20 protein-coding genes are annotated in these 21,170 nt (G+C 66.6%); 10 read left to right on the top strand and 10 right to left on the bottom strand.

Going from position 1 to position 21,170, the window contains the following annotated elements; genetic code table 11:
- The first annotated feature begins 211 nt into the window (after positions 1–211).
- Positions 212–2,962: an AAA family ATPase gene (locus A5686_RS11300; protein ID WP_082947593.1), complete on the top strand. Its 2,751-nt coding sequence runs from the start codon at positions 212–214 to the stop codon at positions 2,960–2,962.
- Positions 2,963–2,992: 30 nt separating this feature from the next.
- On the opposite strand, the gene A5686_RS11295 is transcribed toward A5686_RS11300, so the two are convergent.
- The gene (locus A5686_RS11295; protein WP_067934099.1) at positions 2,993–3,526 is read right to left on the bottom strand and encodes a hypothetical protein; all 534 of its coding nucleotides are present in this window, start codon (positions 3,524–3,526) and stop codon (positions 2,993–2,995) included.
- 42 nt (positions 3,527–3,568) lie between these two features.
- Entirely contained in the window at positions 3,569–4,651 is a 1,083-nt protein-coding gene (locus A5686_RS11290) for a ferredoxin--NADP reductase (RefSeq protein WP_067934097.1), read from the bottom strand.
- A gap of 158 nt (positions 4,652–4,809) precedes the next feature.
- Between A5686_RS11290 and hsaA the strand changes: the two genes are divergently transcribed.
- From hsaA to hsaB, 4 genes are read left to right on the top strand one after another with little or no spacing between them, the layout of a single operon-like run.
- Positions 4,810–5,994, top strand: a complete 1,185-nt coding sequence (gene hsaA / locus A5686_RS11285) for a 3-hydroxy-9,10-secoandrosta-1,3,5(10)-triene-9,17-dione monooxygenase oxygenase subunit (protein WP_067934095.1) — start codon at positions 4,810–4,812, stop codon at positions 5,992–5,994.
- Positions 5,994–6,872 carry a 4,5:9,10-diseco-3-hydroxy-5,9,17-trioxoandrosta-1(10),2-diene-4-oate hydrolase gene (hsaD, locus tag A5686_RS11280; RefSeq protein ID WP_067934093.1) on the top strand — a complete coding sequence of 293 codons (879 nt, stop codon included), beginning with the start codon at positions 5,994–5,996 and terminating at the stop codon, positions 6,870–6,872. The genes hsaA and hsaD overlap by 1 nt, the downstream gene beginning before the upstream one ends.
- On the top strand, positions 6,869–7,771 hold the full coding sequence (gene hsaC, locus A5686_RS11275) for an iron-dependent extradiol dioxygenase HsaC (protein ID WP_067934091.1): 903 nt from the start codon (positions 6,869–6,871) through the stop codon (positions 7,769–7,771). The genes hsaD and hsaC overlap by 4 nt, the downstream gene beginning before the upstream one ends.
- 10 nt (positions 7,772–7,781) lie before the next feature.
- Positions 7,782–8,348 (top strand): 3-hydroxy-9,10-secoandrosta-1,3,5(10)-triene-9,17-dione monooxygenase reductase subunit, encoded by a 567-nt coding sequence (gene hsaB, locus A5686_RS11270; protein WP_067934088.1) that lies wholly within the window; start codon positions 7,782–7,784, stop codon positions 8,346–8,348.
- A 7-nt stretch (positions 8,349–8,355) separates the two neighbouring features.
- Here the strand turns inward: hsaB and A5686_RS11265 are convergent, their stop codons facing one another.
- Entirely contained in the window at positions 8,356–8,853 is a 498-nt protein-coding gene (locus A5686_RS11265) for a hypothetical protein (protein ID WP_067934086.1), read from the bottom strand.
- Between the two features lie 130 nt (positions 8,854–8,983).
- On the opposite strand from A5686_RS11265, the gene A5686_RS11260 reads away from it, so the two are divergent.
- A complete protein-coding gene (locus tag A5686_RS11260) occupies positions 8,984–9,814 on the top strand; it encodes an arylamine N-acetyltransferase (RefSeq protein ID WP_067934144.1) in 831 nt (276 codons plus the stop codon).
- Positions 9,815–9,832: 18 nt separating this feature from the next.
- On the opposite strand, the gene A5686_RS11255 is transcribed toward A5686_RS11260, so the two are convergent.
- Genes A5686_RS11255 through fadD3 form a run of 5 tightly spaced genes read right to left on the bottom strand, consistent with a single transcriptional unit; the run spans position 9,833 to position 15,573 of the window.
- On the bottom strand, positions 9,833–10,999 hold the full coding sequence (locus A5686_RS11255; RefSeq protein WP_067934083.1) for a pyridoxal phosphate-dependent aminotransferase: 1,167 nt from the start codon (positions 10,997–10,999) through the stop codon (positions 9,833–9,835).
- Positions 10,996–11,946, bottom strand: coding sequence for an acyl-CoA dehydrogenase family protein (locus A5686_RS11250; protein ID WP_067934081.1), 951 nt, complete (start codon positions 11,944–11,946; stop codon positions 10,996–10,998). Before A5686_RS11250 ends, A5686_RS11255 begins: the two co-directional genes overlap by 4 nt.
- Before the next feature lie 5 nt (positions 11,947–11,951).
- Complete coding sequence (locus A5686_RS11245; RefSeq protein WP_067934079.1) at positions 11,952–12,896, bottom strand: acyl-CoA dehydrogenase family protein; 945 nt, start codon at positions 12,894–12,896, stop codon at positions 11,952–11,954.
- Complete coding sequence (locus A5686_RS11240; RefSeq protein ID WP_067934077.1) at positions 12,893–14,038, bottom strand: acyl-CoA dehydrogenase family protein; 1,146 nt, start codon at positions 14,036–14,038, stop codon at positions 12,893–12,895. Before A5686_RS11240 ends, A5686_RS11245 begins: the two co-directional genes overlap by 4 nt.
- Positions 14,038–15,573: a 3-((3aS,4S,7aS)-7a-methyl-1,5-dioxo-octahydro-1H-inden-4-yl)propanoate--CoA ligase FadD3 gene (gene fadD3 / locus A5686_RS11235; RefSeq protein WP_067934075.1), complete on the bottom strand. Its 1,536-nt coding sequence runs from the start codon at positions 15,571–15,573 to the stop codon at positions 14,038–14,040. The genes A5686_RS11240 and fadD3 overlap by 1 nt, the downstream gene beginning before the upstream one ends.
- A 117-nt stretch (positions 15,574–15,690) precedes the next feature.
- On the opposite strand from fadD3, the gene ipdE1 reads away from it, so the two are divergent.
- The 4 genes from ipdE1 to fadA6 all read left to right on the top strand — a co-directional run bounded on the left by ipdE1 (position 15,691) and on the right by fadA6 (position 19,544).
- Positions 15,691–16,839 carry an acyl-CoA dehydrogenase IpdE1 gene (gene ipdE1, locus A5686_RS11230; RefSeq protein WP_067934073.1) on the top strand — a complete coding sequence of 383 codons (1,149 nt, stop codon included), beginning with the start codon at positions 15,691–15,693 and terminating at the stop codon, positions 16,837–16,839.
- Entirely contained in the window at positions 16,836–17,624 is a 789-nt protein-coding gene (gene ipdF, locus A5686_RS11225; RefSeq protein WP_067934071.1) for a (5R,7aS)-5-hydroxy-7a-methyl-1-oxo-2,3,5,6,7,7a-hexahydro-1H-indene-carboxyl-CoA reductase, read from the top strand. Before ipdE1 ends, ipdF begins: the two co-directional genes overlap by 4 nt.
- A gap of 157 nt (positions 17,625–17,781) precedes the next feature.
- Positions 17,782–18,387 (top strand): TetR family transcriptional regulator KstR2, encoded by a 606-nt coding sequence (gene kstR2 / locus A5686_RS11220; protein ID WP_156750036.1) that lies wholly within the window; start codon positions 17,782–17,784, stop codon positions 18,385–18,387.
- The gene (gene fadA6, locus A5686_RS11215; protein WP_067934070.1) at positions 18,384–19,544 is read left to right on the top strand and encodes a steroid 3-ketoacyl-CoA thiolase FadA6; all 1,161 of its coding nucleotides are present in this window, start codon (positions 18,384–18,386) and stop codon (positions 19,542–19,544) included. Before kstR2 ends, fadA6 begins: the two co-directional genes overlap by 4 nt.
- A 9-nt stretch (positions 19,545–19,553) precedes the next feature.
- On the opposite strand, the gene A5686_RS11210 is transcribed toward fadA6, so the two are convergent.
- Both A5686_RS11210 and A5686_RS11205 read right to left on the bottom strand, forming a co-directional pair.
- Complete coding sequence (locus tag A5686_RS11210) at positions 19,554–20,294, bottom strand: hypothetical protein (protein WP_067934068.1); 741 nt, start codon at positions 20,292–20,294, stop codon at positions 19,554–19,556.
- On the bottom strand, positions 20,291–20,929 hold the full coding sequence (locus A5686_RS11205) for a SatD family protein (RefSeq protein ID WP_067934066.1): 639 nt from the start codon (positions 20,927–20,929) through the stop codon (positions 20,291–20,293). The genes A5686_RS11210 and A5686_RS11205 overlap by 4 nt, the downstream gene beginning before the upstream one ends.
- Positions 20,930–21,170: the final 241 nt, after the last annotated feature.

Raw genomic sequence — 21,170 nt, 5'->3', positions numbered from 1 at the left:
TACATAGTTGCCGACCGCCGATGTCAGCGAAATCAGCCCGGCTCAGGAAAGTTCTGCGAGAATCCCTGCAGTAGCCACCGATCGGGACGGGCTCTGGGGCTGGCAAACAAAGGAGCCAACGGTATGGGTGTCGTGCCGTGAAAGACAGGCCGTCAACGCGACGTCATTGCCGGGGTGGCGGCCCAGCCCCCTGATCGCGTGAGGGTTTGATGTGACGGAGCGATTGGTCGGTCGACAGGCCGAAGAGCGCGCCGTCACTGATTTTCTTGCCTCTTTGCCGCGTAGATCGTGCGCTCTGGTCATCGAGGGCGAGGCGGGGATCGGCAAGACGGCGGTCTGGGCGGACGCGGTCCGCCGGGCCGGTGAATGCGGATATCGCGTGCTGAGTTGCCGCGCTGCCGCGGCCGAGTCGGTACTGGCCTATACGGTGCTGGCCGATCTGCTCGATGATGTCGACGACACGATCTGGGCGGATCTGCCGGCTCCGCAGCAGCAGGCCTTGGACGGTGCGCTGCTGAGAGACCTCGTCGCGGCTTCCGATATCGATCCCAGGGCCGTGGCGGCGGCTTTCGTGGCAATCATCGGTCGACTGGCCGCTGAGCGGCCCGTCGTGATTGCCATCGATGACCTGCAGTGGTCGGATGCGTCGAGTGCCAGTGTGGTGGCGTTTGCCGCGCGCCGCCTTCGGGCCGGTGCGGCCCTGCTGTGCACTACGCGTACCGAAGAGGCCGCCCCACGATTGCAGCTGCCCAGCCCCGACGACATGCGTCGCATCCGAATGCAGCCTTTGACCGTAGGCGAGTTGCATCAGGTTCTGCTGATGCGCCTGGGGCAATCGGTGGCGCGCCCTACGCTATTACGCATTCACGAGATAGCCGGGGGTAACCCGTTTTTCGCGCTGGAGTTGGCCCGAGAACTGGGCACGCAGGGACGCACTTTCGAAATGCGCCTGCCGGGCAGCCTCAGCGAGTTGGTCCGCGCGAGGATCAGTCGCGTTGGCGCCGAAGACGTTCTGCTTGCCATCGCCAGCCTGCCCAATCCGACGGTGGTGATGGTGGCACAGGCCATCGATTCGCCGCCGGACCAAGTGATGCAATCGCTCAGGGAGGCCGAAAACCAAGCGGTGGTGGCCATCGACGGGAGCCGGCTCCGGTTCACCCATCCCCTTCTGGCGCACGGCGTCTACAGCGCCGCGGCGCCCGGTCGCCGCCGCGAAATGCACCGACGGCTCGCCGAAATCACCGACCAGCCCGAGTTGCATGCGCGCCACCTCGCACTCGCCGACACATCCGGAAAGCCGGAGACCCTGGCAGCGCTGGACAGGGCCGCCGAGATTGCCCGTGGCAGGGGCGCACCGGCCGCCGCTGCCGAGCTGATCGAACTGGCCGTCGGCCTGGCCGGTGACACCGATCCGCGGCGCGAAATACGGTGTGCCACTTGCTATTTTGTCGCAGGCGACACCGCCCGAGCCCGGCGAATACTCGACACGGTCGTTGCGACATTGCCACCCTGCCCGACCCGTGCCGAAGCGTTGCATCAGCTGGGGCTGATCGTCCTGTCTGACGACAGCTTCCTGGAAGCGGCGGGTGTGCTAGAGCAGGCGGTGGATGAAAGCGGCGCAGACGCCGGCCTACGCGTCCGCATCCTGATCAGCCTGGCGTTCGCTCTGCTCAACGCGGGCCGACATGAGCACGCCTATGCACGTGTCGAGCAGGCCGTGACCGACGCCGAGCGCCTTGGCGCCGCCGCACTGCTCGGGCCGGCGCTGGGCATGCGCGTGATGATCGACTTCATGGGCGGCAAGGGGTTTGACGAGCTCGCCATGAAACGCGCGGTCGGAATGGAAGGGCCGGGCTCGTCGGTCCCGTTGCCGTTGCGGCCTCGCGCGCAGATGAGCCTGCTGCGCGCTTGGACGGGCGAGTTGCAAACGGCCCGTGACGAACTGGCGGAAATGGAACGGCAATGTCTCGCCCTCGGCGAGGAAGCTGAGCTGATCTTCATCGGTTTTCACCTCACGCTCATCGACATCTGGCTCGGCAACCTCGCCAGTGCGGCCGTCATCGCCGACGCCACGATGGAACGGGCAACTCAGCTAGGCGGCGACTTCCCGATCTTCATCGGGCTGACCCTTCGGGCCGCGGTCGCCGCGCACGGTGGCCGCCTCGGTGCCGCTCGAGGCGATCTCAGCCAGGCGATAGCAGCTGCCCAACGTTGCGGCTCAAGACGTTTGGCCGAGTGGCCGGCGACGATAGCCGGATTCGTCGAGGTGTCAGCCGGTGACTACCAAGCGGCCATTGACGCGCTCGAACCGCTGTTGCCGATGGTGGCCCTCTTCCCAGAGGCAAGTGAGATCATCTCGTCGTCCTTCGTTCCCGAGGCCGTCGAGGCCATGGTCGGTCTTGGTCGATTGGATGACGCCGAGCCGCTGGTGGCATCCCTGGAGCGCAATGGCCGCCGGCTCAACCGCGCATGGACCCTGGCGGTCGGCATGCGCTGTCGCGCCCTGCTCGCGGCGGCGCGCGGTGATGTCACCGGCGCGATGACAAGCGTGGAACTGGCGTTAGCCGAGCACCAACGCCTGGCAATGCCGTTCGAACGCGCCCGCACTCTGCTGTTGGCCGGCCAGCTGCAGCGCCGCCACCGCCGGCGCGACGCGGCTGGTGCAGCGCTGCGCGAGGCGCGGGACACTTTTTTCCAACTCGGCACTACGGCGTGGGCCGAGCGCGCCGAAACCGAATTGGCGCGTCTCTCAATCCGAGGCCGCGAACCCGGATTGACCGCCACCGAAGAACGCGTCGCCGACCTGGCCGTGTCGGGCTTGACCAATCGTGACATCGCGGCCGCGATGTTCGTGAGCCCGAAGACCGTGGAAGTCACCCTCAGCCACGTCTACCGCAAACTGAGCATCCGATCCCGCGCCGAGCTCCACCGGGCGCTACAAGCCTGGAAAGAAAAGTCCTGACCCGATACGCAGCAACCGTGACCGGGCGTTTCAGGAGAACGTGGTCTGCGCGCAGGTGCTCGGGGACGTGATGTTGACCCCGGGATAGACCACCTGGACGTGGGTGCAGGCGATGACGTTGTTGTCGGTCTTGGGCTGGCCCGTCTGCCAGTCGGTGGAGTCGATGCGCCCGTTCGTCTGATACTTCTCCGGCGGTCCCTCACCCATGTAGATGGTGGTGATCTCGTCGGAACCCATCGACTTGTGCACCCGCTCGTACTGGCCGTCGGCGTGCGCGTCCAGATAGGCCAGCCGGTTCGAGGACCGGATCTCGGTGGTCTGCCGGGCCCACAGGCCGGGCGGGAAGCCGGTCACCCCGTTGGGTGTCAACATGTCCGCCCCGGCGGTGAAATCGCAGTGGCCATCGGCTTTGAAGCAGTTGAGAATGGCGCGCGTCTCCAGCTGATTGGGCCCATCCAGCGGGAACAGCGTGGTGGCGGTGTTGCTCGCCGCCGCGCACACCCCGGCGGGCAGAAACACCGGCATCACCGCGACGACCGCGAGTCCCGAAACCAGCCGCATCATCGATGCTTCCCTTTCTCCCCAGGGTGAAACTTAACCCGGCGACTACTCGTCGTAGGTGACTTCCACCGAATCAGATTCAGGGTGAGACTGACAGGCCAGGATCAGGCCCTCGTCCAGATCCTGCTGCTCGAGCACGTCGTTGACCTCCATGCTCACGTTGCCGCTACGCAACGTGCACGCACACGCGCCGCAATGGCCCTCGCGGCAGGAGAAGGGCGCGTCGAGCCCCTTGGCCAGCAGCACGTCGAGCAGCTTGGCGTTGCGCGGCCACGAGACGGTGTGGGTCTCGCCGTCCAGCTCGACCACAGCGGTCGCCGGCGGCTGGTCGCCTTCGGCCGTGTCCTCGATTTTCACCGCCGCGAACGGATCCGAGTCCAGCGACTTGAAGACTTCGATATGTATCTGCGCCGCAGGCACTTTCAGCGTTTCCAGGGCCTGTCTCGCCGAATCCATGAAGGCGCCCGGGCCGCAGATGAACACCGGCCGGTCCGTGTAGGGCGCGGCCAGCCTGGCCAGCGCGGCAACACTGGGCAGGCCCTGCAGAGTTTCCAGCCAGTGCAACACCGTGAGCCGATCGGGATATTTGGCCGACAGCTCGCGCAGGGCGTCGGAGAAGATCACCGAACGGTCGTCGCGGTTTGCGTAGACCAGCGTCACCTGTCCGCTGCCCTCGGCCAGCGCCGACTTACAGATCGACATGATCGGGGTGATTCCGCTGCCCGCGGCCATCAGTAGGAAGTCATCGTCGAGCGTTTTGGGCACGAAGTTGCCCGACGGCGCCAGCACGTGGATCCGCATGCCCTTGTGCGCGTGGTCGCAAAGCCAGTTGGACGCGTAGCCGTCCGTGGTGCGTTTGACCGTGACGGTCAGCGCGTCGTCGGTGAACGGCGAACTGCACAACGAATAGCAACGGGCCACCGACCCGGTGCGCTCGCTGGGAACGCGCAGCGTCAAGAACTGACCCGGCGCGTATCGCAGCCGCTCGGGCGGGATGTCGGGGTCGCCCGCATCGTCCGGCACCGCGAACACCAGCGACCGCGCATCGTCGGTCTCGGCGACGACCTCGGCGACCTGCAGCTCAAGGACGTGGTCACCGAGTGGCTCGTCGGGAATCGCCTCGGTCAAGGCCCGTCCCTTCCTTTCGTTACAACTAGAACATGTTACAGAAAAGCGGATTCGTATCGCTACCAGCCGCAGGAATACCCTGCTCGACACAAATCGGAACGTGTTCTAGTCTCTGGTGTAAGTCCGCTGACCAAGTCTGGCGCAGGAGGCAAACGTAAGTGACGTCCATTCAACAGCGTGATGCGCAGTCGGTTCTGGCTGGCATCGATGATCTGCTCCCGCGGATACGCGAACGCGCCCAGGCGACAGAGGATTTGCGGCGGCTGCCCGACGAGACCGTTCAGGACCTGCAGGATGTCGGCTTCTTCACCCTGTTGCAGCCCGAGCAGTGGGGTGGGTTGCAGTGCGATCCGACGCTGTTCTACGAGGCGGTGCGGCGGCTGGCCAGCGCGTGTGGTTCCACCGGCTGGGTGGGCTCGATCATCGGCGTGCACAACTGGCACCTGGCGCTGTTCGATCAGCGGGCGCAGGAGGAGGTCTGGGGCGACGACCCCAAGACCCGGGTCTCGTCGTCGTATGCCCCCATGGGCGCCGGCGTGGTGACCGACGGCGGTTACCTGGTCAACGGGTCCTGGAACTGGTCCTCGGGTTGTGACCACGCCACATGGGCGTTCCTCGGCGGCCCGGTGATCAAGGACGGGCGCCCGGTCGACTTCGGTTCTTTCCTGATCCCGCGCAGCGAGTACCGCATTGATGACGTGTGGCATGTCGTCGGCCTGCGCGGCACGGGGAGCAACACCATCGTCGTCAAGGACGTTTTCGTGCCGCGGCACCGGTTCCTGTCCTACAAAGCGATGAACGACGGCACCGCGGGCGGCTATGAGACCAACACCGCCGCCGTCTACAAAATGCCTTGGGGCACAATGCACCCCACCACCATCTCGGCGCCGATCGTCGGCATGGCCTACGGGGCATACGACGCGCACGTCGAGCACCAGGGCAAGCGGGTGCGCGCGGCGTTCGCCGGTGAGAAGGCCAAGGACGACCCGTTCGCCAAGGTCCGCATAGCCGAAGCGGCCAGCGACATCGACGCGGCGTGGCGCCAGCTGAGCGGCAATGTTGCCGACGAGTACGCGCTGCTGTCGGCGGGCAAGGAGATCCCGTTCGAGCTGCGTGCCCGCGCTCGCCGCGACCAGGTCCGCGCCACCGGACGGGCGATCGCCTCCATCGACCGGCTGTTCGAGGCCTCCGGGGCCACCGCCCTGGGCAATGACCAACCGGTGCAACGGTTCTGGCGTGATGCGCATGCCGGCCGGGTGCACGCGGCCAACGACCCCGAGCGGGCCTATCAGATCTTCGGGAACAACGAGTTCGGGTTGCCGCCCGGCGACACCATGGTCTGATGACCTCGACAACCGAAGGAATGACCTTCGAGTCCACTTCGCGGTTCGCAGAGGTTGACGTCGACGGTCCGCTGAAACTGCACTACCACGAGGCGGGCGTAGGCAACGAGCAGACGGTGGTGTTGCTGCACGGCGGCGGTCCGGGCGCTGCGAGTTGGACGAACTTCTCGCGCAACATCCCGGTGCTGGCGAGACAGTTCCACGTGCTGGCCGTCGACCAGCCCGGGTACGGCCATTCCGACAAGCGCGCCGAGCACGGACAGTTCAATCATTACGCGGCGCGGGCACTCAAGGGTCTGTTCGACCAGCTAGGTCTCCGACGTGTTCCGCTGGTTGGTAATTCGTTGGGTGGTGGCACCGCGGTCCGCTTCGCTCTGGACTACCCGGACCTGGCCGGCCGTCTGGTGCTGATGGGGCCGGGCGGGGTGAGTGTGAACCTGTTCGCACCCGACCCGACCGAGGGCGTCAAACGGCTGGGCAAATTCTCCGCCGAGCCCACCCGTGAAAACCTCGAGGCGTTTCTGCGGGTGATGGTCTACGACCAGAAACTGATCACCCCCGAATTGATCGAGCAGCGTTTCGAGTTAGCCAGCACGCCCGAATCGCTGACCGCGACCCGCGCGATGGGAATGTCTTTCGCCGGAGCCGATTTCGAGCTCGGGATGATGTGGCGCGAGGTGCACCGGCTGCGTCAGCCGGTGCTGTTGATCTGGGGCCGCGAGGATCGGGTCAACCCGCTGGACGGTGCACTGGTCGCACTGAAAACCATTCCGCGCGCACAGCTTCACGTTTTCGGGCAATGTGGGCACTGGGCGCAGGTAGAGAAGTTCGACGAGTTCAACAAGCTCACCATCGATTTCCTGGGAGGTGCGCGATGAGCATTCGTTCTCTGGGCTATCTGCGTATCGAAGCCACCGACATGGCGGCCTGGCGCGACTACGGCTTGAAGGTTCTCGGCATGGTCGAGGGCAAGGGTGCCACCGAGGGTGCGCTGTATCTGCGGATGGACGATTTCCCCGCCAGGTTGGTGATCGTGCCCGGCGAGCAGGACCGGCTCAGCGAGGCCGGCTGGGAATGCGCGAACGCCGCGGGCCTGCAAGAGATCCGGAAGCGCCTCGACCTCGAGGGCACGCCCTACAAGGAGGCGACCGCCGTCGAACTGGCCGACCGCCGCGTCGACGAGATGATCCGGTTCTTTGATCCGTCCGGCAACTGCCTTGAGGTTTTCCACGGCGCCGCCCTCGAGCATCGCCGGGTGGTCAGCCCGTACGGGCACAAGTTCGTCACCGCCGAGCAGGGCCTCGGGCACGTGGTGCTGACCACCCGCGACGACGAAGAGACACTGCACTTCTACCGGGATGTGTTGGGCTTCAAGCTGCGTGACTCGATGCGGTTGCCGCCGCAGGTGGTGGGCCGTCCCGCCGACGGGCCGCCGGCCTGGCTGCGCTTTTTGGGCTGCAACCCGCGTCACCACAGCCTGGCCTTCATGCCCGGGCAGACCCCGAGCGGCATCGTGCACCTGATGGTGGAGGTCGAAGAAGCCGACGACGTGGGTCTGTGCCTGGATCGGGCGCTACGCCGCAAGGTGCCGATGTCGGCGACGCTGGGCCGCCACGTCAACGACCTGATGCTGTCCTTCTACATGAAGACGCCCAGCGGATTCGACGTCGAATTCGGCTGCGAGGGAAGACAGGTCGAAGACGATGACTGGATCGCCCGGGAGAGCACCGCGATCAGCCTGTGGGGCCACGACTTCAGCGTCGGCTTCAAGGGATAAATTCGAGCTCATGAAGGCCGCGCCGATCGACCCGCGCACGTTCCGCAGCGTGCTCGGCCAGTTCTGCACCGGGATCACCATCATCACCACCGTGCACGACGAGGTCCCCGTCGGCTTCGCCTGCCAGTCCTTCGCGGCGCTGTCACTGGATCCGCCGCTGGTGCTGTTCTGCCCCACCAAGGTGTCGCGGTCGTGGAAGGCCATCGAGGCCAGCGGCCGGTTCTGCGTCAACATGCTGACCGAGCAGCAGAAGCACGTCTCGGCCCGCTTCGGCTCCAAGGAGCCGGACAAATTCGCCGGGATCGACTGGCACCCGTCCGAACTCGGTTCGCCGATCATCGACAATTCGCTGGCCTACATAGACTGCACCGTGGCCTCCGCGCACGACGGCGGCGATCACTTCGTTGTCTTCGGTGCGGTGCAGTCGCTTTCGGAGGCGCCAAAGATCAAACCGCGGCCGCTGCTCTTCTACCGCGGTGAATACACCGGCATCGAACCAGACAAGACGACGCCGGCGCAGTGGCGCGACGACCTGGAGGCGTTTTTGACCACCACCACCCAAGACACCTGGCTCTAGCCGTTCTTTAGGTGGGCCCGCCGCGATGGGTGCCGGCGTCGCGCTCGCTTTCCGCCATGTTCACCGTTGGCGAGTTGTCCGCGATCGGCTGTTCCTGGCTCCACGCGGCGTCGCGGTCGGCGCCGGCCTTGTCAGCAGCCGAGTCCTTTTCGGTCTTCACCCTCGGATCGAGGCTGTCGGCCCGCTGCAACTGGTCGTTCAGTTGTTCGCGTGAGGACGCCACTTCGGTCTGATGCGCTGCCGCCCGATCCTGCAGCCGGGCGGCTTCGGCCGCCTTGGCCTCGGCTTCGGCCTGCGCGGCACGGGCTTTCGCGGCAGTCTCCGCGGCCAGCGCCTCGCGGCGCTCGACCTTGGCGCCCTCTACCTTGGCCTGTTCGCGAATGCGCTCGGCCTCCCGCTCGCGGCGGCGCAAGCTCGCTCTGCGGGCAAGCATGACGAGAACGATGATTATAAAGACGGCCACGACTGCGGCGACGACGATCCAGACGGTGTTGCTGGTGTTCATGATGGACTCCGTTGTCAGTGTTGGGAAGCGCTCAGGCCCCTGTTGGCGGGTTGCCGTATTCGACATGAATGAAACAATCGATGCCGACGCCCGCTGCTTCGGCGGAAAGCCGCGGGGCCAGAATGGTGCCATGACGCTGGATCTGGGCGCGTACTTCGACCGCATCAACTACCGCGGTCCCGCCGAGCCGACGCTCGAGGTGCTGCAGGACTTGATGACCGCGCACACCGGCTCGATCCCGTTCGAGAATCTCGATCCGCTGATGGGCGTGCCGGTCGACGACCTGAGCCCGGAAGCGCTGACCGACAAGCTGGTCTACCGTCACCGCGGGGGCTACTGCTACGAGCAGAACGGTCTGATGGGGTACGCGCTGACCGAAATCGGGTTCCGGGTGCGGCGGCTGGCCGGGCGGGTGGTCTGGATGCTGCCACCCGACGCGCCGCCGGGGGCCCAGACACACACGGTGCTGGCGGTGACTTTCCCCGGCTCGCAGGGTTCCTTCCTGGTCGACGTCGGCTTCGGCGGCCAGACCCTGACCTCGCCCATCCGCTTGCAGACCGGGAACGCGCAGCCGACCACGCACGAGCCGTACCGGCTGAACGATCGCGGCGACGGCCTGGTTCTGCAGGCCCTGGTCCGGGACGAGTGGCAACCGCTGTACATATTCGGTACCCAGACCGTGCCGCAGGTCGATCTGACGGTGGGCAGCTGGTACGTGTCCACGCACCCTTCGTCGATCTTCGTGACCGGCCTGATGGTTGCGCTGACCACCGACGACGCCCGCTACAACCTGGCCGGAAGGGACCTGAGCATCCACCGTGGCGACGGCAGCGAGAAAATCCGTCTCGACGACGCTGCGGCGGTTGTCGACGTGCTCGGTGAGCGGTTCGGCATCGACGTGGCGGGTGTCGGCGATCGCGCTGCGCTCGAGGCGCGCATCGGGCAGGTACTCGGAACTTAGGTGCCGCGCCGGATTTACCTAGCGGGCCGAAAGCCAGGGGCCGAGCCGTCGCACCGCTTCTTCGATGTCGTTCGTCGGCCCCGCAAAAGACAGTCGCACGAACGAGTTTCCGCGCGCGGTGTCGAAGTCGATGCCCGGCGCGATCGCAATTCCAGTGTCCTCCAACAGATTCGAACAAAATGCAAGAGAGTTGTCGGTGAACTCCGAGACGTCGGCGTAGACGTAGAACGCGCCGTCGGTCGGGGCCAGACGCTCGACGCCGATGCTGCGCAGCCCATCGAGCAGCAACGAGCGATTGCTCGCGTAGTGATGCAGGTGGCCGTCGGCTTCGGCGGTGGCGTCCGGCGTGAAGGCCGCGACCGCGGCGAGCTGTGACAGCACGGGCGGGCAGATGGTGAAGTTCCCGGTGAGGCAATCCACGGCGCGGCGCAGCTCGGGCGGCACCAGCAGCCAGCCCAGCCGCCAGCCCGTCATCGCGTAATACTTCGAAAAGCTGTTGACCACTACGGCATTTCGCGATGTCTGCCACGCGCAGCTGGTCTGCGGTGCCCCCTCGTAAACCAGACCGTGGTAGACCTCATCGCTGATCAGCCGCGCTCCCGATGCATCACACCACGAAGCGATCGCTGCCAGCTCCGTCGGCTCGATGACCGTGCCCGTGGGATTGGCGGGGCTTGCCACGACGACACCTTGCACCGGGGGGTCGAGTTCGGCGAGCATCTGCGCGGTCGGCTGGAAGCGGGTCTGCGGTCCGCAGGGTAGCTCCACCACCTCGCATCCCAACGCAGACAAGATGTTTCGGTAGCACGGGTAGCCGGGGCTGGCCAGCGCCACCCGGTCACCGACGTCAAAGCAGGCCAGGAAGGTGAGCAAGAAGCCGCCCGAGGAACCCGTCGTGATCACCACCGCGTCGGCTTCGACGTCGAGGCCGTGCTGGCCTTGATAGTCAGCGGCGATCGCGGCGCGCAGCTCGGGAATTCCCAGTGACACCGAGTAACCCAGTTCGTTGGAATGCACGGCGGCGGCCGCCGCCGCCCGCACCGGCTCGGGTGCCCCCACGCTGGGCTGGCCCGCCGACAGGTTGACCAAGTCGCCGTGGCTGCGCTGGCGTTCCGCGGCCGCCAGCCAGACATCCATCACGTAAAACGGTGGGATGCCGGCTCGTAGCGAGACTCGGTGGGTCACGGTGTCTTCAGTACCTCGGATTCCAGTCGCTTGAGCAGCTGTTGCGGCGAATCCAGCAGATGCGCGCTGCCGTGGGCACGTTTGAAGTACAGGTGCATGTCGTGCTCCCAGGTGATCGCGATGCCGCCATGCAGTTGGATGCCCTCGGCGGCCACCGTGTTCAGCGCCTCGGTTGCGGCCAGGCGGGCGGTGGCGGCGTTGGTGGGAGTGGGGTCATCGCACCCGTCGGTGACGACGGCCTTCGCGGCTGCGACGGTGACATACAGATCGGCCATCCGATGCTTGAGTGCCTGGAAGCTGCCGATCGGCCGGCCGAATTGCACTCGGTCCTTGGTGTATTCGACGGTCAGTTCCAAACAGCGTTCGGCGGCGCCGATCTGCTCGGCCGCCAGCAGGATCGCCGCCGTGTCCGCCAGCCCCGGGTCGGGGCCGATCGAGATGGTCTCCTCGGCTTTCACCCGGGCCAGGCGCCGGGTCGGGTCCATGGTGGCGACCGGCTCCGCACCGAATCGTGTCCACCTGTTCAGTCGGCCGTCCGCGACGGCGAGCACGACGTCGGCGACATCACCGTTGATCACATAGTCGGCGTCGAGCACCAGCGCGCCGATCGAGGTGCCCTCGGCAAGCCGTTCCAGCGTGGCGGTGTCCGGCTCGGTCGCGCTCAGCAGCGCCAGCTCGGCCAGCGTGGTACCCAGCAGCGGGGAGGGCGCCAGGGCGCGGCCCAGTTCCCGCAAAACGGCTGCGGCGTCGGCTAATTCGCCACCCGCGCCGCCCAACTCCTCGGGTATCACCAGCGCGGCGGCGCCGACCTGCTCGCACAGCAGTTGCCACAGCGATTCGTCGTAGCCCCGGTCGGACTCCATGGCCGCGCGCACGGCCGCGGGACCCGCGTGCTTGGCCACCAGGGCGGCGACGGTCTCGGCCAGCATCCGCCGTTCTTCATTCATCACTGTCACAGCGCCTCCAGTACTCGCCGCCGATGTTGCGCCGGCGTACCCCACGCGGACCGCAACGCCTGCACGCGCAGCAGCAACAGCGACAAATCGTGTTCCTGGGTGAAACCGATGGCGCCGTGGGTCTGCAACGCCGATTGTGCGGCCAGCAGCCCCGCCTCGGACGCGGCGGCTTTGGCCGCGCTGACATCGCGGGAATCCATGGTCAGCGCCGCGCCGTATACCAGCGGCCGGGCCAGTTCGATGGCGATGTGTACGTCGGCGAGCTTGTGCTTGATCGCCTGATACGAGCCGATCACCCGGCCGAACTGGGTGCGTTGCTTGGCGTAATCGACCGCGCCGTCGCGCAGCGCCTCGGCCGCACCGATCAGCTGGGCGGCGGTCGCCAGCGCGCCGAACTCGTAGGCCCGCTTGATGTCTGCTTGCCACGCCACACCGGTCGCGGTCACGTCGGAGAGCCTGCGGCTGGGATCGACGGATTCGTGGACGTCGCCCGGTGTCGCCTCGGTGACGCCGCCCTCGCCGGCCAACAGCACCAGTCCGGCGACGCCGGCGTCGACGGCGCGCGGTGTCTGCGGTGGCAGCGCGACGGTGGCGATCAGTTCCCCGGACGCCAATTCGGCGCAGCGGTCGGCCTTATCGCCAGAGGCGAGCAAGACCGGTGCCACCGCGATGGATTCGGCCACCGGGCCCGGCACGCACCAACGCCCGAGACGTTCGATAGCGACGACGAGGTCGACCGGATGGGCCTCGATGCCATCGAATTTCTCCGGCACGGCCAGGGCGGTGATGCCCAGGTTGGCCAGCTGCTCCCACACCTTGCGGCCCGGAGCGGTATCGCCCGCGGACCACGCGCGCACTGCGGCGGGCAGGTCCGCCGCGCCGAGCGCGGCGTCGATGCTGGCCGCGAAGTCGCGCTGCTGTTCGTCTAGCGCAAATTTCACTTCTTGCCCCCGGACTTCTCACGCGGCAGGCCCAGCAACCGCTCGGAGATGATGTTGCGCTGAATCTCGTTGGTGCCGGCGTAGATCGGCCCACCCAACGCGAACAGTAGCCCTTCGGTCCACGGGCCGGCGAGCTCTGCGTCGGCGCCGAGCAGGTCGAGCGCGGTCTGGTGCAATTCGACATCGAGGTCAGACCAGAACACCTTGGTCACCGACGATTCCGCGCCCAACTCACCGCCGAGGGCCAGCCGGGTCACCGTGCCGAAGGTCTGCAGCCGGTAGGCCTGCGCCTTGATCCAGCCGTTGGCGACCCGGTCGGCGAACGTATCTGGTGAGCCAAGGTCCTTCCACAGCTGCACCAGCCGCTCAGCGGTGGCCAAGAAGCGCGCCGGACTGCGCAGCGACATGCCGCGTTCGTTGCTCGACGTGCTCATGGCCGCCCGCCAGCCCTCGTGCGGGGTCCCGATCACGTCGGTGTCGGGAACGAAGACGTTGTCGAGGAAGATCTCACCGAAACCGGTGTCGCCACCCAACTGGACGATGGGCCGCACAGTGACACCCGGTGCCTTCAGGTCGAACATGAAGTACGTCAGCCCGTTGTGGCGCTCGGCGCCGGGATCGGAACGGAACAGCCCGAAAGCCCGCTCGGCGAACGGTGCTCGCGAGCTCCAGATCTTCTGCCCGTTGAGCAGCCAGCCGCCGCCGGTCTGGGTAGCGGTGGACCGCAGTGACGCCAAGTCGCTGCCGGACTCGGGCTCGGACCACGCCTGGGCCCAGATCTGTTCGCCGCTGGCCATTTTCGGCAGGATCCGGTCACGCTGCTCGTCGGTGCCGTGTGCGAAGAGGGTCGGCGCCAGCATCGAGGTGCCGTTGGCGCTGGCGCGGCCCGGGGCACCGGCCCGGAAGTACTCCTCCTCGAACACCACCCAGTGCAGCAGCGGTGCGTCGCGGCCGCCGTACTTCCTCGGCCAGTTGATCACCGACAGGCCCGCATCGAACAGCACGCGGTCCCAATGCCGGTGCTGTTCAAAGCCTTCGGCGTTGTCGTACGACTTCGTCGGGATCGAATCGGCGTTGGCCGCCAAGAATTCCCGCACCTCCGCCGCAAACGCCAAGGTCTTTTCGTCGAGTTCCAGATCCATCAGCCCTGCTCTCGCAGTTGTGGTTTGAGCACCTTGCCGCCCGCATTGCGCGGCAACGCGTCGACGAACCGCACCGAGCGCGGTGCCTTGAAGTTCGCCAAATGCTCACGGGTGTAAGCGATCACAGATTGCTCGTCGAGGTGGGCGCCGGGCCGGGTCACCAGATACGCCCGGCCCACTTCGCCGAGCCGCTCGTCGGGAACTCCGATCACGGCGGCGTCGGCCACGCCGTCCATCCGGGCCAGCACCTGCTCGACCTCGGCGGGGTAGACGTTGAATCCACCGCAGATGTACATGTCTTTGAGCCGATCGGTGATGCGCAGGTTGCCGGCGGCGTCGACGGCGCCGATGTCACCGGTGTGCAGCCAGCCGTCGGCGTCGATGGCGGCCGCGGTGGCCTCCGGGTCTTCGAGGTAGCCCAGCATCACGTTCGGCCCGCGCAGCAACACCTCGCCCGGGTCCTCGGGTGAGGGGGCGTCGATGCGCAATTCGAAATCGGCGAATGGGCGTCCGCAGGTGGTGGCCACGGTGACCGCATCGTCGTCGGCGCGGCACATCGTGCCCATGCCGTTGGCCTCGGTCAGCCCGTAGGCGGTCAGCACGATGTCGATGTCCAGTTCGGATTGCATGCGCTCGACGAGCACGACCGGCACGGTCGCGGCGCCGGTCACCGCGAACCGCAGTGAGCTCAGGTCGTAATCCTTGCGTGCCGGGTGGTCCAGCAGGGTCTGGTAGATGGTCGGTGGGCCGGGCAGCACGGTGATGCGGTGCTGCTCGATGGCTTGCAGCGCGCGCAGCGGGTCGAAAATCAGGTGGGGGATCAGCGTCGCGCCGGTCTGCAGACAGGCCAGGATGCCGGCCTTGTAGCCGAAGTTGTGAAAGAACGGGTTGATGCACAGGTAGCGGTCGTCACTGGTGATCTTGCCGTTGGCCGCCCAGGCCGCCGAGGCCGAAAGCGACTGTCGGTGCGCGCACAGCACGCCTTTGCTGCGGCCGGTGGTACCGGACGTGAAGAGGATGTCGCTGACGTCATCGGGTGCGACTGTGGACGCGCGAGTGGTAACGGCGTCGAGATCGCTGCCGCGGGCCATGAAGTCGTCCCACGTCCCGTCGTCCGCCTCGATCGGTATCCGCACGATGTGGCGCAGCGCCGGCAGGGCGTCGCGGTTCAGGTCGGCGACGCGATCGGTGTCGAGGAATCGGCCCATGCCGAACAACACCGGAGCGCCGGTGCGCGCCAGGATGTCGGCGGCCTCGGTGGCGGTGTAGCGGGTGTTCAGCGGCACCATCGCGGCTGCGGCGTGGTGAATCGCCAGGCACGCCACCACCCAATGCCAGGTGTTCGGCGACCAGATGGCCACCCGGTCTCCCGCTTGCACCCCGAGGTCGATGAGGGCGGCGGCGGCCCGGCGTACCTCGTCACGCAGCGCGGCGGCGGTGAAGCATCGTTCATCGGTGACCAACGCGTCGTGATCGGGGAGCTGAGCCGCGAAACGATCCAGCGCCGCGGGCACCGTGCGCGGATCGTTGGTCATCGAATGCTCCTGTAGCGACTAGCGCGATTTGACCGCTCGATTCCTCCTCGCGCCGCTCCGCGTCGCGCATCGTCACCGAGCTACAAAGCAAGTGCTTGGTAGGTTAGCCTACAGGGCATGCAGGACGTCGAGGAGTTCCGGGCCGAGGTCCGGCAGTGGCTCGCCGACAATCTGGTCGGCGAATTCGCAGCTCTCAAGGGTCTCGGCGGGCCCGGACGCGAGCACGAGGCGTTCGAAGAGCGCCGGGCATGGAATCAGCATCTGGCCAAGGCCGGGCTGACCTGCCTGGGCTGGCCGGTCGAGCACGGCGGCCGGGGCCTGTCCACCGCGCACCGGGTGGCCTTCTACGAGGAGTACGCCAAGGCCGACGCCCCGGACAAGGTCAATCACTTCGGCGAGGAGCTGCTCGGCCCCACGCTGATCGCGTTCGGCACACCCGAGCAACAGCAGCGTTTCTTGCCGAAGATCCTCGACGTGACCGAGCTGTGGTGCCAGGGGTATTCGGAGCCCGGCGCCGGCAGCGACCTGGCCAACGTGGCCACCACCGCCGAGCTCGACGGCGACGAGTGGGTGATCAACGGCCAGAAGGTGTGGACGTCGCTGGCGCACCTGTCGCAATGGTGCTTCGTGGTCGCGCGCACCGAAAAGGGCTCCAAGCGCCATGCCGGCCTGTCGTATCTGCTGGTACCGCTGGATCAACCGGGCGTTCAAGTCCGTCCGATCGTCCAGATCACCGGCACCGCGGAATTCAACGAGGTGTTCTTCGACGACGCCCGGACCGAGGCCTCTCTTGTGGTCGGTGAGCCCGGCGACGGTTGGCGCGTCGCTATGGGGACACTGACCTTCGAGCGGGGCGTGTCGACGCTGGGCCAGCAAATTCGTTATGCCCGTGAGCTTTCCAATCTGGCCGAGCTTGCCCAGCGCACCGGCGCCGCCGAAGATCCGTTCATCCGCGAGCGCCTGACCCGCGCGTGGACCGGGTTGCGCGCGATGCGCAGCTACGCGCTGGCCACTATGGATGTCGAGCAACCCGGGCAGGACAACGTGTCGAAGTTGTTGTGGGCCAATTGGCATCGCGATCTGGGCGAGTTGGCCATGGACGTCATCGGTAAGCCGGGCCTGGTAATGGCCGACGGCGAGTTCGACGAATGGCAGCGGCTGTTCCTGTTCACCCGTGCCGACACCATCTACGGCGGATCCAACGAGATCCAGCGCAACATCATCGCCGAGCGGGTGCTCGGCCTACCTCGAGAGGTCAAAGGATGAGTCTGTCCGAAGTTCCGAAAGAGATTGCCGGACACGGACTTCTGCAAGGCAAGGTGGTGGTCGTGACCGCGGCCGCGGGCACCGGCATCGGCGCGGCGACCGCACGGCGGGCACTGGCCGAGGGGGCCGACGTGGTGATCTCGGACCACCACGAACGCCGGCTGGGGGAGACCGCCGACGAGCTCACCGCGCTCGGGCAGGGCCGGGTCGAAAGCGTGCTGTGCGACGTGACGTCCACCGCGCAGATCGATGCGTTGTTCGCGTCGGCCACGGCCCGGATGGGCCGCATCGATGTCCTGATCAACAACGCCGGGCTGGGCGGACAGACACCGGTGGTCGACATGACCGACGAGGAGTGGGGCCGCGTCCTGGATGTGACCCTGACGTCGGTGTTTCGCGCCACCCGCGCGGCGTTGCGGTACTTCCGGGACGCGCCGCACGGCGGGGTGATCGTCAACAACGCCAGCGTGCTCGGCTGGCGCGCGCAGCACTCGCAGTCGCACTACGCCGCCGCCAAGGCCGGGGTGATGGCGCTGACCCGTTGCAGCGCAATCGAAGCCGCCGAGTACGACGTGCGGATCAATGCAGTGTCGCCTAGCATCGCGCGGCACAAATTCCTGGAGAAGACGTCGTCGTCGGAGTTGCTCGACCGGCTGTCGGCCGGCGAGGCCTTCGGGCGGGCCGCCGAGCCGTGGGAGGTGGCGGCCACCATCGCGTTCCTCGCCAGCGACTACTCGAGCTACCTCACCGGCGAGGTCATCTCGGTTTCCAGTCAGCACCCGTGAGCTGCGATATCGCTGACTGGCGCGCGCCCGCGACGTGTTTACAGTTGTCGATTCTCAGATCCCGCCGGCGGTCTCGCCGCGCTGATTCCACAAGGCCGGTGAAGTGAAAAACCACACCTCGGTGGCCAAGCAAGCGCTTGGTTGATACTCTGATCCGGTGGACCGAGTGCCCGGTCAGGCCAACAGCCGGCGAGACGAGCTACTGGAGCTTGCCGCGACCATGTTCGCCGAGCGCGGATTGCGTGCCACCACCGTCCGCGACATCGCCGACAGCGCAGGGATCCTATCCGGCAGTCTGTATCACCACTTCTCCTCCAAAGAGGAGATGGTCGACGAGCTGTTGCGGAGTTTCCTGGACTGGTTGTTCGCGCGCTACCGCGAAATCGTGGACAGCGAGGCCAACCCCCTGGAGCGGTTCAAGGGGTTGTTCATGGCGTCGTTCGAGGCGATCGAGCACCGGCACGCGCAGGTCGTCATCTACCAGGACGAGGCCCAACGGCTGCTGTCCCAGCCCCGGTTCTCCTACATCGAGGACATGAACCGGCAACAGCGCAAGATGTGGCTCGAGCTGCTCAATCAGGGCGTCGAGGAGGGCTACTTCCGGCCCGACCTCGACGTCGACCTGGTCTACCGCTTCATCCGGGACACCACTTGGGTGTCGGTGCGCTGGTATCAGCCGGGCGGGCCGCTCACCGCGGAGCAAGTCGGTCAGCAATACCTCGCCATCGTTCTTGGCGGAATCACGAAGGAGTCGCAAACATGACAGAGGCGTATGTAATCGATGCCGTGCGTACCGCGGTCGGCAAGCGCGGCGGATCGCTGTCCGGGATTCACCCGGTGGACCTGGGCGCCCTGGGATGGCGCGGACTGCTCGACCGGGTCGACGTCGATCCCGCCGCGGTTGACGACGTGATCGCCGGCTGCGTCGATGCCATCGGCGCACAGGCGGGCAACATCGCGCGGCTCTCCTGGCTGGCCGCCGGCTATCCCGAAGAGGTCCCCGGCGTCACCGTCGACCGCCAGTGCGGTTCCAGCCAGCAGGCGATTTCCTTTGGCGCACAGGCGGTTCTATCCGGCACGGCCGACCTCATCGTGGCCGGCGGCGTGCAGAACATGAGCCAGATCCCGATCTCGTCGGCCATGACGGTGGGCGAGCAATTCGGATTCACTTCTCCGACCAACGAATCCAAACAGTGGCTGCACCGCTACGGCGACCAGGAGATCTCACAGTTTCGCGGTTCTGAACTGATTGCCGAGAAGTGGAACCTGTCACGCGAGGAGATGGAACGCTACGCGCTGACCAGTCACGAGCGCGCGTTCGCGGCCATCCGCGGCGGGCACTTCGACAACGAGATCATCACCGTCGAAACGGAATCCGGGCCGTTCCGGGTCGACGAGGGCCCGCGCGAATCGTCGCTGGAGAAGATGGCCGGGCTCAAGCCGCTGGTCGAGGGTGGCCGGCTGACGGCGGCCATGGCCAGTCAGATTTCCGACGGTGCCAGTGCAGTGCTGCTGGCGTCCGAAAAGGCCGTCAAGGAGCACAACCTGACGCCGCGGGCCCGCATCCATCACATCAGCGCCCGCGCCGCCGACCCGGTCTTCATGCTGACCGGGCCCATCCCGGCGACGCGCTATGCACTGGACAAGGCCGGGCTGTCCATCGATGACATCGACACCGTCGAGATCAACGAGGCTTTCGCGCCGGTGGTGTTGGCTTGGCTCAAAGAGATCAAGGTGGACCCGGAAAAGGTCAACCCCAACGGCGGCGCGATCGCGCTCGGCCACCCATTGGGTGCCACCGGCGCCAAACTGTTCACCACCATGCTCAACGAGCTGGAACGCATCGGCGGTCGCTACGGCCTGCAGACGATGTGTGAAGGCGGCGGCACGGCGAACGTCACCATCATCGAGCGCCTGTAGCCCGGCCGCTCAGCGGATAGCCGCAACCAGACCGATGCCGCCCAGGGCGAGCAACCAACTGGTGAAGCTGCCGACGAGGAAGTACTCGGTCACCTCGTCGATACCGACGCCGCCGTTGCGGTTCGTTTGAGCGTTCAACTCCGGAAACCTGATGATGCCCTTGGCGGCGACGACGGCGCTGGCGGCGGCCACCTGCCCCCCGACGCCGAGGCTCAGGATTAGCAGGCGCTCCATCGGTCCCAGCAGTCTGCCGCCCTTGAGCCGGTCCGACGGCTGCGGCTCACCGGCCGGCCGCACCGCGCCCACCGAGCCAAGCACCAAGCGCACCAATTGATTTGCGGTGGCGAATTGAACCAGGACCACGCCGACGAGCATCAGCAGGCGGGTGGGCGCGACGTGGCTCAGAGGCAGGTGAACCCAGGCCGACCACCGCGCCACGGCGCCATCGGCCGGTGACGACCACCCCGACATCACCGCCAGCAGCCCAATGGCGGAGCCGAAAACGGCCAAGGGCGCGCCTTGCGCGGTGCCAGTGCGTTCGCTTAGCGCACATAGCCATTCCCACGCAATGACCGCGACGGCCGCCAGCACGAGTAAAGCGATGTCGCCCACATGCCACAACGCGCCCAGCGCCGCGCACGCCAGTACCACGACCGGCCCGATCAACAGCGCCGGCCAGACCGCGCGGGTCGCTCGCCGGCAGAGATCGGCGACGCCGAACGCGATGAACAAGACCGCGATGGCGCTCACGGCAGGCTCCGAAGGTATCGGCTGGCAAGAACAATCAGATCCAAGCCGTCGCGGCTGGCGCGCTGGGAAACCGCCGACGGGCTGATCCCCTCGTCCGCGGCGAGCTCCTTTTTGGTCCGGCCGGTCATCAACCCCCTCACAATCCGCAACGATCTCTCATCGAGCGATCCAAGCAGATGGTCCCGACAAAGCAGGGCCGCGTTGACCGCGCCGGCGTCGCCGCGTGTGTCGCCGTCCGCCCGGAACGTGGTACGTACCAGCGCGAAGCCGGGCTGCCGCTGAGCGTCCGCGGTCTGCTGAATGGCACTCCGGGCGGACCACCAGCCCGGTCCGTCCTGGATGCCCGTATCGGCATCGAGGATGGTGATCGCGCCCCAGCCGACGCCGAACCGGACATCGACTTCGGGCCCGACGGCCAGCCGCAGCGTCAGGGCGGCATCGATTGCGGTGCCGACGGTCGGGTAGCTGCCCTGAAATTCGTCGCCGACGGTGAATGCCGGCGGGTCGATCGCATCGTCTGCGACCTGCCGCAGGGCGCGCGCTACGACCCGGTGCAACTCCGAGCGGTCGGCGGCGTGCCGGGAACCGACGACGTCACCAATCAGGGTCGCCCGGGGTGAAGAATGTTGCTTCATCCCACGCATTTGAAGAGTATAGCTTAAATATCTGCAAATTTAGCTATAGGCTTTACCATCCGCCCATAAAGCAGAGAGTCCCACGACCGCGCGAGGATCCCCGGCGGCGCGGAGAAAGCGACGGCGAATACGGCAGGTGAAACACAGCGCGGACCACCCCTTGCAGTGACGCGACCAACACAGCACTCGTCGTTTAGTCGGCATTGCACCGGGCATCCGGCCCCCGAACACGGAAGGAACC

This window comes from Mycobacterium sp. E2479 (genome assembly GCF_001667925.1).
Classification (GTDB): domain Bacteria; phylum Actinomycetota; class Actinomycetes; order Mycobacteriales; family Mycobacteriaceae; genus Mycobacterium.
This window is presented reverse-complemented; position numbering and strand designations above follow the sequence as displayed.